The organism is Herbaspirillum lusitanum P6-12, assembly GCF_000256565.1.
GTDB lineage: Bacteria > Pseudomonadota > Gammaproteobacteria > Burkholderiales > Burkholderiaceae_D > Herbaspirillum > Herbaspirillum lusitanum.
The window spans coordinates 1-14,995 of record NZ_AJHH01000130.1 but is presented as its reverse complement, the minus strand read 5'-3'; the positions used below and the strand labels follow the sequence as shown (position 1 = coordinate 14,995).

Annotated in this window: 14 protein-coding genes and 1 riboswitch; of the genes, 4 read left to right on the top strand and 10 right to left on the bottom strand. The window is 61.3% G+C overall.

Annotation, left to right across the window (positions count from 1 at the left end; genetic code table 11):
- The first annotated feature begins 72 nt into the window (after window positions 1-72).
- The gene (locus HLUSI_RS0104445; protein ID WP_016832833.1) at window positions 73-1,299 is read left to right on the top strand and encodes a YbfB/YjiJ family MFS transporter; all 1,227 of its coding nucleotides are present in this window, start codon (window positions 73-75) and stop codon (window positions 1,297-1,299) included.
- Between the two features lie 76 nt (window positions 1,300-1,375).
- Here the strand turns inward: HLUSI_RS0104445 and HLUSI_RS0104440 are convergent, their stop codons facing one another.
- On the bottom strand, window positions 1,376-2,875 hold the full coding sequence (locus tag HLUSI_RS0104440; protein ID WP_016832832.1) for an AMP nucleosidase: 1,500 nt from the start codon (window positions 2,873-2,875) through the stop codon (window positions 1,376-1,378).
- Between the two features lie 608 nt (window positions 2,876-3,483).
- Between HLUSI_RS0104440 and HLUSI_RS0104435 the strand changes: the two genes are divergently transcribed.
- Window positions 3,484-4,464, top strand: a complete 981-nt coding sequence (locus HLUSI_RS0104435; RefSeq protein ID WP_016832831.1) for a type II asparaginase — start codon at window positions 3,484-3,486, stop codon at window positions 4,462-4,464.
- Between the two features lie 64 nt (window positions 4,465-4,528).
- Here HLUSI_RS0104435 and HLUSI_RS0104430 read toward each other — a convergent pair whose 3' ends face one another.
- Window positions 4,529-5,104, bottom strand: a complete 576-nt coding sequence (locus HLUSI_RS0104430) for a TMEM165/GDT1 family protein (protein ID WP_016832830.1) — start codon at window positions 5,102-5,104, stop codon at window positions 4,529-4,531.
- Between the two features lie 4 nt (window positions 5,105-5,108).
- Window positions 5,109-5,288: riboswitch (yybP-ykoY riboswitch) on the bottom strand.
- Between the two features lie 278 nt (window positions 5,289-5,566).
- Between HLUSI_RS0104430 and HLUSI_RS0104425 the strand changes: the two genes are divergently transcribed.
- Window positions 5,567-7,114, top strand: a complete 1,548-nt coding sequence (locus tag HLUSI_RS0104425; protein WP_016832829.1) for an OpgD/OpgG family glucan biosynthesis protein — start codon at window positions 5,567-5,569, stop codon at window positions 7,112-7,114.
- 70 nt (window positions 7,115-7,184) lie between these two features.
- Here HLUSI_RS0104425 and HLUSI_RS0104420 read toward each other — a convergent pair whose 3' ends face one another.
- The 8 genes from HLUSI_RS0104420 to HLUSI_RS0104385 all read right to left on the bottom strand — a co-directional run bounded on the left by HLUSI_RS0104420 (window position 7,185) and on the right by HLUSI_RS0104385 (window position 14,204).
- Complete coding sequence (locus HLUSI_RS0104420) at window positions 7,185-7,643, bottom strand: nuclear transport factor 2 family protein (protein ID WP_016832828.1); 459 nt, start codon at window positions 7,641-7,643, stop codon at window positions 7,185-7,187.
- Window positions 7,640-8,422 carry an SDR family NAD(P)-dependent oxidoreductase gene (locus HLUSI_RS0104415; protein ID WP_157137744.1) on the bottom strand — a complete coding sequence of 261 codons (783 nt, stop codon included), beginning with the start codon at window positions 8,420-8,422 and terminating at the stop codon, window positions 7,640-7,642. Before HLUSI_RS0104415 ends, HLUSI_RS0104420 begins: the two co-directional genes overlap by 4 nt.
- A gap of 11 nt (window positions 8,423-8,433) precedes the next feature.
- Complete coding sequence (locus HLUSI_RS0104410; protein ID WP_016832826.1) at window positions 8,434-8,979, bottom strand: DUF3833 domain-containing protein; 546 nt, start codon at window positions 8,977-8,979, stop codon at window positions 8,434-8,436.
- Window positions 8,976-10,256: an MFS transporter gene (locus HLUSI_RS0104405; RefSeq protein ID WP_016832825.1), complete on the bottom strand. Its 1,281-nt coding sequence runs from the start codon at window positions 10,254-10,256 to the stop codon at window positions 8,976-8,978. Before HLUSI_RS0104405 ends, HLUSI_RS0104410 begins: the two co-directional genes overlap by 4 nt.
- On the bottom strand, window positions 10,253-10,627 hold the full coding sequence (locus tag HLUSI_RS26930; protein ID WP_016832824.1) for a chalcone isomerase family protein: 375 nt from the start codon (window positions 10,625-10,627) through the stop codon (window positions 10,253-10,255). The genes HLUSI_RS0104405 and HLUSI_RS26930 overlap by 4 nt, the downstream gene beginning before the upstream one ends.
- A 213-nt stretch (window positions 10,628-10,840) precedes the next feature.
- A complete protein-coding gene (locus tag HLUSI_RS0104395) occupies window positions 10,841-12,067 on the bottom strand; it encodes an SAM-dependent methyltransferase (protein ID WP_050977634.1) in 1,227 nt (408 codons plus the stop codon).
- Between the two features lie 32 nt (window positions 12,068-12,099).
- Window positions 12,100-12,918: a DUF1365 domain-containing protein gene (locus HLUSI_RS0104390; protein WP_029363123.1), complete on the bottom strand. Its 819-nt coding sequence runs from the start codon at window positions 12,916-12,918 to the stop codon at window positions 12,100-12,102.
- A gap of 2 nt (window positions 12,919-12,920) precedes the next feature.
- Window positions 12,921-14,204 carry an NAD(P)/FAD-dependent oxidoreductase gene (locus tag HLUSI_RS0104385; RefSeq protein WP_016832821.1) on the bottom strand — a complete coding sequence of 428 codons (1,284 nt, stop codon included), beginning with the start codon at window positions 14,202-14,204 and terminating at the stop codon, window positions 12,921-12,923.
- 144 nt (window positions 14,205-14,348) lie between these two features.
- On the opposite strand from HLUSI_RS0104385, the gene HLUSI_RS0104380 reads away from it, so the two are divergent.
- Window positions 14,349-14,963 carry a TetR/AcrR family transcriptional regulator gene (locus HLUSI_RS0104380; protein WP_016832820.1) on the top strand — a complete coding sequence of 205 codons (615 nt, stop codon included), beginning with the start codon at window positions 14,349-14,351 and terminating at the stop codon, window positions 14,961-14,963.
- Window positions 14,964-14,995: the final 32 nt, after the last annotated feature.

Genomic DNA, 14,995 nt, shown 5'->3' with positions numbered 1-14,995 from the left:
CGCAATAACAGAAATGCCGCGGCAAGACGGAGCAAGAACACGCAAAGATGACCGGCATCACCACGGGAAGACATGACTACTCAGCATACGCAGGACACACAAGCCAACCGCAAGACTGCCTTGCGCATCGCCCTTTCCGGGCTGATTGCGCTGTCGGTGGCCATGGGCATCGGCCGCTTCGCCTTCACCCCGCTGCTGCCGATGATGCTGCACGACCAGACCATCGACCTCAATAGCGGCGGCTGGCTGGCGACGTCGAATTACCTCGGCTACTTTATCGGCGCCCTGCTATGCGCGTTCTGGCGCGGCTTGCCGCCGACGCGCACGATCCGCGCCGGATTGCTCGCGGCGGTGCTGCTGACGGCGGGGATGGGCGCCTTCCATTCCCAAGGCCTGTGGCTGCTGCTGCGCCTGTTGTCGGGCATCGCCAGTGCGCTGGTGTTCGTCTACAGCTCGGGCTGGTGCCTGCAGCGACTGGCGCAATTGCAGTTGCCGGCGCTGGGAGGAATCATCTATTCCGGTCCCGGCCTGGGCATCATGCTGACCGGACTGTCGAGCAGCGCGATGGTGGCCGGCGGCTGGCACGCCGCGGCGGGATGGATGGCATTCGGCCTGATGGCGGCCCTGCTGACGCTGCTGGTGTGGAAAACCTTCCGCGGCGAAGTCGACCTGCGTGCGGGCGCCGCAGCAACGGGCAGCGCCGACCAAGGTTACACCGAGCCTGCGCCCGTGACGCGCGAGGTGCGGTGGCAGGTGCTGGCTTACGGCCTGGCCGGCTTCGGCTACATCATCACCGCCACCTTCCTGCCGGTGATTGCGCGCCAGGCTTTGCCCGGTTCATCGTGGCCCGATTTCTTCTGGCCGCTGTTCGGCCTGTGCGTGGCGCTGGGCGCGCTGGGTGCGACGCGCATCCCGGTGCATGCCGACCAGCGCCGGTTGCTGGCGATCAGCTACGTCATGCAGGCGATCGGCGTCATCATCAGCGCGATCCTGCCCAACGAGTTCGGCTTCGCGCTGGGGAGCATCCTGCTGGGCTTGCCGTTCACCGCCATCACGCTGTTCGCCATGCGCGAGGCGCGCCGCCTGCGCAGCCATCACGCGCCCGGATTGATGGGCCTGATGACCGCTTCCTATGGCATCGGCCAGATCGCCGGGCCGCCGCTGGCGACAAAACTGGTGCATGTCAGCGGCTCGTTCACGCCGTCGCTGTCGATCGCGGCCGCCACGCTGCTGGCCGGCGCCGGGGTGTATGGATGGCTCGCCACACGTGATCGGACCGGCAAAATCGCTGCGGCGTAAACACCGGAAGCATGAAAAAAAGCGCCGATGCGGTTTCCCGTGCCGGCGCTTTTTTTGCGTGCAAATCAAACGAACATCAGCGGAATGCCGGCTCTCCGAAGCTGCGCAGCTTGCGACTGTGCAATTGCTCGACGCCATGGTTGCGCAGCAACTCCAGCGCGCGAATGCCGATCTTCAGATGCTGCGCTACGCGCTGCTCGTAGAAACGATTCGCCATGCCGGGCAGCTTGATTTCGCCGTGTAGAGGCTTGTCCGACACGCACAGCAGAGTGCCATAAGGCACGCGGAAGCGGAAACCGTTGGCCGCCACCGTTGCGCTTTCCATGTCAAGCGCGATAGCCCGGCTCTGGCTGAAGCGCAGCAAAGGCGTGCGATGGTCGCGCAGCTCCCAGTTGCGGTCGTCGACCGAAGCCACGGTGCCGGTGCGCATGATGCGCTTGAGGTCGTAGCCCTCCAGTTGCGTGATGCCGGCCACCGCGTCCTGCAAGGCCAGCTGCACTTCCGCCAATGCCGGGATCGGCACCCACAACGGCAGGTCGTCATCCAGCACGTGATCGTCGCGCACGTAAGCGTGCGCCAGTACGTAGTCGCCCATGCGTTGCGACGACGACAGGCCGGCGCAATGACCGAGCATGATCCAGCCGTGCGGACGCAGCACGGCGATATGGTCCGTGATGGTCTTGGCATTGGAAGGTCCGACGCCGATATTGACCAGCGTGATGCCGGAACCGTCGGAACGCTGCAGATGGTAGGCCGGCATTTGCGGCTGGCGCGCCGGCGCCGTGCCGGAACCGGCCACGCCCTTCATGCCTTCCACATTGGCGTTGGGCGTGGTGACGTTGCCGGGCTCGACGAAGGCGGTGTATTGCTGGCGGTAGGAGCGCAGTTCCGGATCGTCCGTGGCCTGCATCAGTTCGCGTCCCATGCGCACGAACTCATCGACGTAAAACGCATAGTTGGTGAACAGCACATAACGCTGGAAATGCTGAGGCGCGGTCGCCGTGTAATGGCGCAGGCGATGCAGAGAATAGTCGATGCGCGGTCCGGTGAACAACGCCAGCGGATGCACGCCGTCGCGCCAGCCGCCGTTGTCGGCTTCATAGGTGCCGTTGACGATGCGGTCATCCATCTCGGCCAGGTCGGGCAAGTCGAACACGTCGGGCAGCAAGCGCAGATGTTCGGGATCGAGATCGCCTTCGACGTGGATGCCTTCGGCGAAGGCGAAGTGCACAGGAATCGGCAACTCGCTGACGCCGACCTCGAGCGGCTCCTGGTGATTCTGCAGCAGCAGCGTGAATTGGCTCAGCAGGTAATTCTTGAACAGCGTAGGACGCGTCAGCGTGGTCTGGTAAGTTCCAGGCCCGGCGACAAAACCGAACGACTGGCGCGTATCGGTGTGGGTGACTTTCTCGGTGGTGATGCGCACAAAGGGATAGCACGCTCGCACACGGTCCTGCAGCACTTCGCCTTTGGCGAACAGCTTGAAGGCGTCACGGAGGATGGCGGTGTTGCTCTCATAGATTTCGATCACGCGATCGACCGCCGCTTGCGGATCGGTAAATTTTTCGGTCAACAACTTGGCTCCAATCAATTCCGGTTCACGGGTTCACAGATTCACAGGTTCACGGGTCCACGATTAGTCGCCCCGGTTCGGTATGAATCCGACAAGGATTCATCACGGCAACGTCCGATTTCATTGTACCTATATAAACAAAAAGGCCAACTGAATTCCAGAAACTGAGGTCTCGCGCAACGGCCTCGCGTTCATTTCGCCGCTCGTTGCCATTCTTGAATAGAATCAAATATTCCGCATGCTGATTTTTTCATTCACAAAAATGGGAGGCGTGAAAAATTCAAAGTATCGAAACAGCGCGCTGCGTGATTTCCCACATTCCTTTCAGTATGCAAATGCCGCTCCGAAGACGGTCGATTAGAGTGCAGAAATGGATTTCTCCCGCCCTCAAAGGGCGCATCCCACGCACTCCTTGCGAGCACAAAATCGTCGCCTCACTCCACGCATAAAAATACTTTCAGAAATCCCTCCGCATATCTTCTAAGTAGCTCCAATGAGTGCTATCTTGGCTGCTCTCCGCGCCTCACAAGGGCAAGCTCCGGCGTGCATCTGCTCGCGTCGGAATACATGGAGAAGAGACTAAAAAACATACTTTCATCAAGAGGAACGACATGCATTCCAAAAAAATATTCGGCCAGTTTCTGATCCTGGCCTGTGCCGCCCTGGTCTCCATCGCGCACGCGCAAAAACTTCCCAACGTCATGATCCTGGCAACCGGCGGCACCATCGCCGGCACCGGTGCATCGAGCACCACCACCGTCGGCTACACCGCTGCAAAAATCGGCGTTGAAGCGCTGATCGATGCCGTTCCGGAACTCAAGAAAGTCGCCAACGTCAAGGGCGAGCAGGTGTTCCAGATCGCCAGCGAAAACATGAACAACGACTACTGGCTGAAGCTGTCCAAGCGCGTGAACACGCTGCTGGCGCAAAGCGACGTTGACGGCATCGTGATCACGCACGGCACCGACACCATCGAAGAGACCGCTTACTTCCTCGACCTGACCGTGCACAGCAAGAAGCCGGTGGTGATCGTCGGCTCGATGCGTCCATCGACAGCAATCAGCGCCGACGGCCCGATCAACCTGTACAACGCCGTCCTGCTGGCAGGCAGCCAGGAAGCCATCGGCAAGGGCGTGCTCGTGACGCTGAACGATCAGATCAATGCTGCGCGTGAAGTCACCAAGACCAATACCTCCACGCTGGATACTTTCAAGACGCCTGAACTGGGTTTCCTGGGTTATATCCAGGGCAGCAAGCCATTCTTCTATCGTCAGTCGACCCGCAAGCACACTGTGGATTCCGAGTTCGACATTTCGAAGCTGGATGTGCTGCCGCAAGTCGATATCGTCTACGGCTACGCCAACATGAACCCGATCGCGCTGAACGCCTTCGTCGCCGCCGGCGCCAAGATCGTTCGCGCCAGCCGCGTCGGCCAAGGCATCGTGGCGCGCAATGGCGAAGCGGATGACGACAAGCTGGACTTCGTCGTCTCCGACACGCTGAACGCCCAAAAAGCCCGCATCCTGCTGATGCTGGCGCTGACCAAGACCAGCGACACAAAAGAAATCCAGAAGATCTTCTATTCGTATTGATCACTATCTGGTGCAGCAAGAAAAAATTTTTTTTTTTCATTGTGCGAAAGGATCGCCGCCAGCATCAGAATCCCAGCGATTTACCCGCTCCCAGCAGCGTCATCACACCGATGATCGCGAAGATCAGCGCGGCGATGGCATGCACGACGCGCACCGGAATCTTGCCGGCAATGCGGTCGCCCAGCAATACCGCCGGCACGTTGGCGATCATCATGCCCAGCGTCGTCCCTGCCACCACCGGCACGAAGGCGTGGTACTGCGCCGCCAATGCGACGGTCGCCACCTGCGTCTTGTCGCCCATCTCCGCCAGGAAAAAGGCAATCACGGTGGTGCCGAACACGCCGAAGCGTGCAAACCTGGCTTCGCTCTCGTCGAACTTGTCGGGAATCAGCGTCCAGATCGCCATGCCGATGAAGGACACGCCGAGAATCCAGCGCATGGTTTCGGGCGAGACCAGCGACGTGATCCATGCACCGAGCGCGCCGGCAAAGGCATGGTTGGCGATGGTCGACACCAGAACGCCCAGAATGATGGGAATCGGTTTGCGAAATTTTGCAGCGAGGATAAAGGCCAGCAGTTGCGTCTTGTCGCCGATTTCAGCTAAGGCGACTACGCCGGTGGAAATGAGAAATGCATCCAATTGGGGTCTCCATGGCCGGACAAAAATACGATTGACCACGCCTCTCCCCGGCCATTCCGGAGGCAACGTGGTCAAAGGTCTTGTCAAGCTTTTAGGACCGCTTATGCCATGGTCGTGTGGACCAAGTATGTTGACATAAGCCCCTCCTCAGGGCGGAAGGCGACTACTCCCCAATGACCGGCGAATTTTACTCAATTAATTTTTATGCGTCCATAGAAAATACTCAAAGAAGCAGGAACCAAGCGCGGGGATGAGACTCTTTATCAAGTAGCCCTCGGGCCAGCACGACTAACCCGGCGCGAAGCCCCACGCGAGCGCCCTCGTCATGCTAGGATTTCCGCCTTTGCAGCAGCGTCTTCGTTCACCGAATTCAATGATGCGGTCCATTCCCATCTTGTTTCGCGCTGCATCCCCGACCAATCTTTGCTGCATGCAGCATTACTCACTCGACATTTATTGCCCATGATCAATCGACGCACCTTCCTGAGCTCTGCCACCGCGACCGCCGCTCTCGCCGCCCTCGGCATTCCTCCCGAAGCGCTCGCCGCCAATCGCATCAAACTCGGCAACCCTGCGCCCTTCTCGTTCGACGCCCTGATCTCGCAAGTGCGCACGGCCGCGCAGTCGCCCTACAAGCCGCAGAACAAACCGCCGGCCGACATCCTCGACAAGATCGACTACGAGGCGCACGGCAAGATCAAATTCAATACCGACTCATCGCTGTTCGCCAACGGTCCGGGACAATTCCCGGTGACCTTCTTCCATCTCGGCCGCTTCTTCCAGGCGCCGGTGCACATGTACACGCTGGAAGGCTCGGGCAACAACGCCAAGGCGCGCGAAATCCTGTACGACGAAAGCTACTTCGACATGCCGGCCGACAGCCCCGCGCGCGGCTTTGCCGGTTTCCGTTTCCAGGAAAGCCGCAGCGGCGACCAGGCCAAACTCGACTGGCGCAAGAACGACTGGGTCGCCTTCCTCGGCGCCTCTTACTTCCGCGCCATCGGCGACCTGTACCAATACGGTTTGTCGGCACGCGGCATCGCCATCGACGTGGCCCAGGCCGGCAAGCCGGAAGAGTTTCCCAACTTCACGCACTTCTATTTCGAAACGCCGGCCGACAAGAGCGACACCGTCGTGGTGTACGCCGTGCTCGACGGTCCGAGCATCGTCGGCGCCTACAAGTTCATCATGCGCCGCAGTGAAGACGTGGTCATGGACGTCGACTGCGCGCTGTTCCTGCGCCAGGACGTGGGACGTCTCGGCATCGCGCCGGCCACCTCGATGCTGTGGTATTCCGAAGCCGTCAAGGGCACCGGCGCCGATTGGCGTCCGGAGGTGCACGACTCCGACGGCCTGGCGATCTGGAACGGCAACGGCGAACACATCTGGCGTCCGCTCAACAACCCGGCGCGCATCACCGCCTCGGCGTTCGGCGACAACAATCCGCGCGGCTTCGGCCTGCTGCAGCGCGACCGCAACTTCGATCATTACCAGGATGGCGTGCATTACGAGCGCCGCCCGAGCCTGTGGGTGGAACCGCTGGGAGGCTGGGGCGAAGGTTCGGTGCAACTGATCGAAATCCCGACCGACGATGAGATCCACGACAACATCGTCGCGATGTGGGTGCCGAAGGCCAAAGCCGCCGCCGGCAGCAGCTATCGCCTGCGCTACCGGCTGCATTGGATGAAGGACGAGCCGTTCCCGTCGCCGCTGGCGCGCTGCGTCGCTACGCGCAAGTTCATGGTCGAATTCAAGGGCGCGCCGCTGGAGAAACTGGCCTTCGGCGAATTGCCCGAAGCCGTATTGTCGTCCTCGCGCGGCAGCTTCTCCTACATCTTCACCGAAGCGGTGCCGAATGGCGTCGCTGGCCACTGGCGCGCGCAGTTCGACCTCACCGTCGACGGCGAGGATCCGGTCGACCTGCGCCTGTACCTGCGCCACAAGAACCAGACGCTCTCGGAAACCTGGCTGTATCAATACCAGCCGTTCAAGACGCGCGGCGTCTATTAAAGGCGAGCGGGCGTCCGCCTGACCGCGCCGGAATTCTGCTTCATTCCGGCGCCGGACAAGAGCGCCGACATCATCCGCGGCCTGCCGTAAGGTCGATCCTGGTCTCGAACAATCTGCGCAGCCAGCGTATCAATCCGCCGATCACCGGTAATTTCTGGAACAGTTCTTCCGCCGCATCCCAGTAGTCGCGATGCAGGACGACCAGGCCTTCCTGGTTGAACTTCAGATGCGTGCCGCCGGCGATGCTGTAGTGCTTTCCCTTGAGCCCGAAATGGAAGACCCAGGTGATGAAGGCCTGATCGCCGGCGACGATGCGCTCATGGATGATGAAATGCGGATGGTCGGTCGTGTCGAACATGTGTTCATATACGGCGATCATCGCGGCGATGCCGCGGATGTCGTTGAACGGATCCTTGAAGTGCACTTCGGGCGCATAGAACTGGCCGATATGGCGCACGCTCTGTCGCGTCAGCGTCACGTACCATTCGGCCAGCGCATCGAGTCGGTCATTTAATCTCATCTCGGTCATGTCATGTGCAGGAAGCGGTGGAACAAGGCAAAGCGCCAGCGATACGGCAACATCTGGATCAGCTTCAGGATACGCGTAAAGCGACGCGGGAAATGGATTTCAAAGCGCCCTTCGGCGATGCCTTTCCAGATTTCGACGGCGGCGGCAGCAGGCGTTTGCATGGCCGGCATGGCGAAGTCGTTTTTCTCCGTCAGTCCGGTCTTCACGAAACCGGGATTGATGAGATAGACATTGATGCCCTTGCTGCGCAGGTCGCTGTAGAGGATTTCCGCCAGATTGATCAGGGCCGCCTTGCCGGGACCGTAGACGCTGGCATTGGGCAGCCCCATGTACCCGGCCACGCTGGCCACCAATGCGATGCCGCCGCTGCCGCGCGCCAGCATATCCGGCAGCGCTGCGCCCAGCGCCGAATAGACGCTGGCCAGGTTGGTGCGGATGGTGTGCTCGGCCTCGTCTTCCTGCACTTCCCAGCTGCGTTCAGGACGATACCTGGCGGCGCAAAAGATCAGCAGGTCCACGCCGCCGAAGGCTTCGACGATGCGCGCGTGCTGGTCGCGCCAGGCATCGTGGCAGAGCACGTCCAGCGGCGCGATGAAGGCCTCCGGATGGGCGCCGGCCACTTCTTCCAGCACCTCCGCGCGGCGCGCCGACAGCGCCACGCGGGCGCCTGCCGCCAGCGCCTGGCGCGCCAGTTCGGCGCCGATGCCGCTGGAGGCGCCGATCAGCCAGATGCGCTTGCCGGTCCAGTCGTGCACCGGCTTGTTCATGGGATTAAACATCGTGGTCTCCGTCAATCCTGCTTGCGAAAGAACAGCGTCACCTGTCCGACTTCCAGCCCGAACTTGCTCATGCTGGTGCGGTTGATCAAGGTGTGCCGGTCCATCTGGTACATCCAGTCGTCCATGTGCATTTCATAAGTCTTGCCGTCGACCGGCAGCAACAAGGTGTAACGCCAGTTCAGCGCATTGCCTGCGGCATGGCCGACCGCTTCGCCGACGACGTCGCCGGCGGTGCCGCGCCAGCTGCCGTCAGCTTGCCTGGTCAGGGTCCAGACGCGCTGTTGCGTAGTGCCGTCGTCATAGCGAAAACGCTCGTCCAGCGTCAGCTTGCCGCCCTGCTCGCTGCCGGTGATCTCGACATGAAAACGCTTGACGACCTCGCCGCCGCGTTTCTGGAACATGCCCCATGCCTCGGTCTTGCCGCTGAAGAATTGCACCAGGTCGAACACCGGTTGGTTCTTGGCATAGTGCGAGACGTCGGTGCCGGCGCAAGCGCCGAGCAATAGAAGCAATACGACGGGCAGCGACAGCGCTGTAAAACGGCGGATGATTTTCATGAGGAGGTCTCCGGTAAAACAGCAAGGGAATCGGATGCCGGCGCCGTTCTCAGCAACAGCAAGGCCATCAGTTTGAACACGCAGGGAACGGCGGCATACGTCCAGCCCAGTGCGGCATTGCCGCTCATGCCGGGCTGATAGTCGAACAACGCCAGCAGCGGCAACGCAAGGCCCGAGAACGCCAGCGCCAGCTTCGCCAGCAATGTCCAGACGCCGTAATAGGCTGCAGTACTTTCGTTGCTGCCGATCACGTTTGCCAGCAATACCGGCGGCAGGGCCAGGTCGGCGCCCAGCGCCAGACCCGCTGCGACGCACACCGCTCCGTACAACAGAACGTCACCCGCCCCTAGCAACACTGTACCGCCGAAGGCAAGGACCGCCAGCAGCATGCCGATGCGCCAGGCCGGCAATACGCCGACGCGCTGGGCGGCAACCACCCAGAGCGGCAAGCCGATCGCCGTGGAGATGAAATACGTCGCGAGAAAGCCGCCGGCATAATCCGGCGCCTGCAATCTGTCGTTGATGAAAAACAGCGCCAGCGTGGCCGGGATCGCTACCGACACGGCATTCAGGAAATACGGCAATAGCAACCGTCGAAATCCAGGATTGGATCGCATCGTCGCCACGGCGCTGCGCCAGCCGCCGGCGTGCGCCGCCACCTTGTTCCAGCGTGGCGCCAGCCACAGCAAGGCTGCCAGCGATACCGCGACTGCGACGGCGAAGGCGCCCGAATACAGCGCAAAACCAGCTTGACTGCGGGCGCCGCTCGCCATGATGACACCCGGAATCACGCTGGCCAGCACGGCTCCCAGCAAACCCATCAACTCACGCAAGGCGGAAGCCCCGAGCAATCCGCCGGCATCTTCCGACAGGCGCGCACCCCACGCCAGGTAAGCAATATTGAGCATGCTGTGCGCAGTGTAGGCAACGACCAGCATGACGCCCAGCCACGCCAGAAGATAGGCGCCGGAAACGCGCACGCTCGCCGGCGGCAACCAGATGCCGAAGAACGCCAGCGCCAGCAACGCGCCGGCGAGCATCATCCACAAGTGCAAACGAGTACCCTGCAATTTGTCGATGCACTGTCCAAGCCAAGGGTCTTGCACGGTATCGACGACTCGCGCCAGGAACAACACCCAGCCTGTGCCTGCCAGCGTCGCGCCAAGATAGGAGCTGTAGTACAGCGGCGCCTGGATATAGACGGGCAAAGCCGACATCGCCAGCGGCAGACCCAGCAGGCCGTAGGCGAAGTAGCGGAGCCGGCTCTCGTTTTTCATTTTTCGGCCCCCAGCAGACGATTGCGCAATTGCGTGTCCCTGGTGCGCGGATCGAGCCAGATGGCGAAGAAAGCACGGGCGAATTCCGCATCGCGCACCTCCGCCAACAAGCGCGTGCGGCTGTAGAAGCGACAACCAATGCCCGGCAGGTAGACGCCGGTAAGCTGATCGCCTTCATTGACGTCGGTGAAAGCACGCGCCATGTCGGCTTCCCAGCGCTGCAATTGTTGGTCGCTGTAACGGCCTTCGGACAGACGGCGGATCTCATCGATGCTGGTCTGCACGATGCGCGTGCGGCTGATGCTGCGTTGATAGGTCAGCTCCAGCGCAAACGGCTGCGCGGGATCGAACGGCGCCGCGGCCGGCTCCATAGGGCTGCGTCATAGACCTTCAATCCGAACCAGCGCAGTCCCGCACTACCCTGCAGGTGCGCCTGAGGCAGATCGTCGCGCCAGCTCGCGGCCTGTGCAGGCCCCGCCGACAGCGCAGCGACCAGCAAGCAGCGTACGGCAAAGCCCGTGCAGAACATTGCGCGCAGGAGTGCTGCTCCGGCGAACACGGTCCGGGCCTCCGCTTTTTTGCGGTCAGTTTTTCTGCAACATGAACTGAATGACATCGGTGCGCTCCTCGTCAAAACCTACTTCGCAATAGGCATAGTAGAGTTGCCACAGCCGCATGAAGCGCTCGTCGAATCCCTGCTTCCGAATGGCATCGCGGGCGTGCAGGAAGGAGGCGTTCCAACGGCGCAGCGTCTCCGCATAATCGCGACCGAAACCGTATTGATCGAGCGTCTGCAGGCCGGCCTGGCGCGCCTTGGCGCAGAAGCGCTCCGGACTCGGCAGCATGCCGCCCGGGAAGATGTACTGGCGGATGAAGTCGGACGTGCTGCGGTAGCGTTCAAAATATTGCTCGGCAATCGTGATCGACTGGATCATGGCGCGGCCGCCCTTCTTCAGGCGTGCCGACACGGTATCGAAATACTGTTGCCAGAAGCGCTCGCCGACGGCCTCGAACATCTCGATCGACACCACCGCGTCGTACTCGCCTTTCAGGTCACGGTAGTCGCACAGCTCAAGCCGGGCCAGATGATCGAGGCCGCGCTCGGCGAGGCGCTGCTGCGCCACCTGCAACTGCGCGGCCGAGATGGTAACGCCGTGCACGCGGATGCCAAGCGATGCCGCGTGTTCCGCAAAGCCGCCCCAGCCGCAGCCAATTTCCAGCACGTGGTCGCCGGCCTGCAAGCCGAGCTGGTCGATGATGCGCTGATATTTGCGCGCTTGCGCCGCCTCCAGGCTTTGCCCGTGGTCGCCGTCGAAGATCGCGCTCGAATACGTCCAGCTGTCATCGAGCCACTGATGGTAGAAGGCATTGCCGATGTCGTAATGCGCGTGGATGTTCTTGCGGCTGCCGGCGCGCGTATTGGCGCGCATCAGATGCCGCAGGCGATACCACAATCCGGCCAGCTTGCCGCCGAACATCATGCGCTCCAGTTCCGCCTGGTTGCGCAGGCAAAGGCGCAGCAACGCGCTCAGGTCGGGCGTATCAATCCAGCCGGCGGCATAACTTTCGGCGAAACCGATGTCCCCCGATTGCAGCATGCGGGCGCAGGCGCGCCAGTCGCGAATGACCATGTGCGCGCTGGGCGGCTGATGCAAGTCGCCGAAGGTCAGCGTATTGCCATGCGGCGTAGTCAGCTGCAAGTGGCCGTGCGAGAAGCAGTTGAGCAAGCGCAGGAACAGGCGCGTAGCCGGCGGGGCGGAAGTGAAGGCGTCGGCGGGACGCGATGATGTGGACGCCGCAGCTTCGGGCATGGGTGCGCTGAAGTGCTTCATCTCGGTCGGGTTCACGGTGACATCTCCTTGTTGAAATTGGCGGTCGCAACCGCGCTGTCCGTCGGACGGACGGGTTTGCGAAAAAACGGCACGCGCTTGCACCAGAGTTTCCAGGCCTGCCAATGGATTTTTGCGACGATGCCGAAGGTCAGGAAGGGTTGCGTCAGCAGCGCGCGCAACGCCGCCGCTGAGGTCATTGCCTGCAAGCGGCCGCCGACGGTGGTGTGGATCAATACGCCGGCGCTGTCCGGGTTGTCGGCGCCGTCGTCATAATCGATACCGATCAACGTGGTCGTTGCCGTGTCGCGAAAGCGAAACCGGTAGCTGCCACGCACTTCGCAAAACGGCGACACATGCATGGCCTTGGCGCAGACCAGGCGCGTGTCGGGCGTAATCGCCTTGCGTTCGCTGTCGGCCAGCAAATAACGATGCGTTTCGCCGAAGGTGTTGTTCACTTCGGCCAGCACGGCGCGCAAGGCGCCGGCGCTGTCATGGCACAGCCAGAAACTGACCGGGTTGAACACGAAGCCGAACAGTCGCGGAAAGGTCTGCAGCCAGATTTCACCATCGCAAGGCAAACCTGCATCCGCCAGTTGCGCGCGCATCCAGCCGTCCAGGTCGCTGCCGTCGCGCGGACCGTAATCGCGTGTCCTCAGCGACATCAGCCGCAGGCGATCGACGCCGAACCAGGCATTGTTCGCATCGGACAGTCGCGCCAGATTCAGGCGCACATAAAACACCGGGTAGACGAAGCGGTGCTGCGCCGGGCGCAGCCGCTCGTGCATGACCTGGCCGCGAACGATATAGGCCGGTGCGCGCGGGTTCGTCATGCTCAAACCTTCGCCCATGACGGTGCGGCACTGAAATCGGCTGCTACGCGCAGAGCCGATTTCAACCCGTCTTCATGGAAGCCATAACCGGTCCAGGCGCCTGCGAACCAGGTGCGCCGTTTTCCCTGGATCGAAGCCAAGGTGTGTTGCGCAGAAATGGCCGCCTGATCGAATATCGGATGATCGTAGTCGAACCTGGCAATCGTCTTGTCGGCGGCAGGCGGCGAGAACGGATTGAGCGTCACCATCACCGCGCTCTTGCACGGCAAGGCTTGCAATTGATTGAGCCAGTAGCTGACGCACACCGCGCGTGCGCCGTCCTGCGCCGCAGAAGCCGCGCCCAGGTAATTCCAGGAAGACCACACCTTGCGCCGCTGCGGCATCAGCGACAGATCGGTATGCAAGTAGGCGGTGTTGGCCTGATACCGTACTGCCGACAACAGGGCGCGTTCCTGGACATCGGCGTCGGTGAGCATGCGCAAGGTATCCGGGGCATGCGTGGCGAACACCACGCTGTCGAACCGTTCGGACCCGTCATGCGTGCGAACGGTTACCCCCGCGTCGTCGCGCAGCACGTCCACTACTTTCGTGTTGAGCCGCACCGCCGGCAACGTCGCCGTGATCTTCCTGACGTATTCGCGGGCGCCGCCTTTGACCGTTCGCCATTGCGGCCGATCATTGACCTGCAACAGCCCGTGATTGAGGCAGAAACGCAGGAAGGTGGCCGCAGGGAATTGCAAAATATCCGCCGGCGCGCTCGACCAGATTGCCGCTGCCATCGGCAGCAGATAAGCATCGCGGAACATGGCGCCGTAGCTGCCTGCCGCAAGCAGCTGTTCCAGCGATAGGGGTGAAACAAGGCTGGCGGCGAGATTGCTTTCCGCCGCGCGATTGAAGCGCAGGATGTCGCGCAACATGCCCAGGAAAGCCGGCGACATCACTCTGCGGCGCTGAGCAAAGACGGTATCGAGACTGGTGCCGGCCCATTCGAATCGGCCGCCGTCCAGCGACACGCCAAACGACATGTCGGTGGCATAACTGTCAACGCCGAGTTCGTCGAGCAATGCGATCAGATTCGGATAAGTGGCTTCGTTGAAGACCAGGAATCCGGTATCGACCGGAAAGGTCCGGCCTTCCAGCGTCGCATCCACGGTATTGGCGTGGCCGCCGATATAGCCGCCGGCCTCGTACACCACGACGTCGTGCCGGCGGGCAAGGAAATATGCGCTTGCAAGGCCGGATATGCCGGCCCCGATTATTGCGATTTTTTGCCTGGCTTGCGTCATTGCCTGCCTTCCCTGTCGTTTTTGTAGTGTATGTGCCATGTTCGCGGCATTCGCGCGCTGCTGGTTTTGCTGGTTTTGCCAGTTCGGTGCTAAGATTACTACCAATACAAAATAAAATCTACCAATTAGTAACTAAAGCTACCAATGAGTATTTTTGGAAAATTAAGTTTCAAGGACCAGGCCTTCAAGCTGCGCGAGAACGCCATCCTCGATGCGGCCACGTCAGTACTGGGCGCCAAGGGTTACGACCTGATGACCATGGACGACGTCGCCGGCGCGGTAGGGATTTCCAAACCCAGCCTGTACAAGCATTTCAAATCGAAGGAAGACCTGGTGGGCGAAGCGCTGATCCGCCTGATCGACGGCGCGGTGGATTATCTGGCGCAACTCGATGACGCGCTCAGCCCGAAAAGCAAGCTGGCGGCGTTGCTGGAATGGGCCCTGCGCGTGCGGCTGGACGGCGGCTTGCCGTTCCTGCCGTCGACCAGCGCGCATGTGCGCGACATGCTCATGCGCAATCTCAAGTATGTGACGCGCGTGCTCAAGCTCAACGGCCAGATCGAAAAGCTGGTGCTGGCCGCGCAGAAGAACGGCGAACTCGACGCGGCGCTGCCGAGCGACGTCATCCTGTTCAGTTATTACGCCCGCACCTGCGATCCGGCGGTGGAATACCTGCAGCGCTTCAGCAAGATGAGCAATGAAGATATCGTGCAGCACATGTTGCAGGTGGCGTTCGAGGGCTTCCATCCGGCGCGCTGACTATCCTTTGGCCCAATAAAAAAAAAAAAAAA

Bases quoted from the DNA above. Each gene is read 5' to 3' on its own strand.
- HLUSI_RS26930 (WP_016832824.1), bottom strand. From the start codon at position 10,627: ATGGAGCCGGCCGCGGCGCCGTTCGATCCCGCGCAGCCGTTTGCGCTG.
- HLUSI_RS0104435 (WP_016832831.1), top strand. From the start codon at position 3,484: ATGCATTCCAAAAAAATATTCGGCCAGTTTCTGATCCTGGCCTGTGCC.
- HLUSI_RS0104380 (WP_016832820.1), top strand. From the start codon at position 14,349: ATGAGTATTTTTGGAAAATTAAGTTTCAAGGACCAGGCCTTCAAGCTG.
- HLUSI_RS0104415 (WP_157137744.1), bottom strand. From the start codon at position 8,422: ATGTTTAATCCCATGAACAAGCCGGTGCACGACTGGACCGGCAAGCGC.
- HLUSI_RS0104410 (WP_016832826.1), bottom strand. From the start codon at position 8,979: ATGAAAATCATCCGCCGTTTTACAGCGCTGTCGCTGCCCGTCGTATTG.
- HLUSI_RS0104405 (WP_016832825.1), bottom strand. From the start codon at position 10,256: ATGAAAAACGAGAGCCGGCTCCGCTACTTCGCCTACGGCCTGCTGGGT.
- HLUSI_RS0104445 (WP_016832833.1), top strand. From the start codon at position 73: ATGACTACTCAGCATACGCAGGACACACAAGCCAACCGCAAGACTGCC.
- HLUSI_RS0104395 (WP_050977634.1), bottom strand. From the start codon at position 12,067: ATGCCCGAAGCTGCGGCGTCCACATCATCGCGTCCCGCCGACGCCTTC.
- HLUSI_RS0104420 (WP_016832828.1), bottom strand. From the start codon at position 7,643: ATGACCGAGATGAGATTAAATGACCGACTCGATGCGCTGGCCGAATGG.
- HLUSI_RS0104385 (WP_016832821.1), bottom strand. From the start codon at position 14,204: ATGACGCAAGCCAGGCAAAAAATCGCAATAATCGGGGCCGGCATATCC.
- HLUSI_RS0104390 (WP_029363123.1), bottom strand. From the start codon at position 12,918: ATGACGAACCCGCGCGCACCGGCCTATATCGTTCGCGGCCAGGTCATG.
- HLUSI_RS0104425 (WP_016832829.1), top strand. From the start codon at position 5,567: ATGATCAATCGACGCACCTTCCTGAGCTCTGCCACCGCGACCGCCGCT.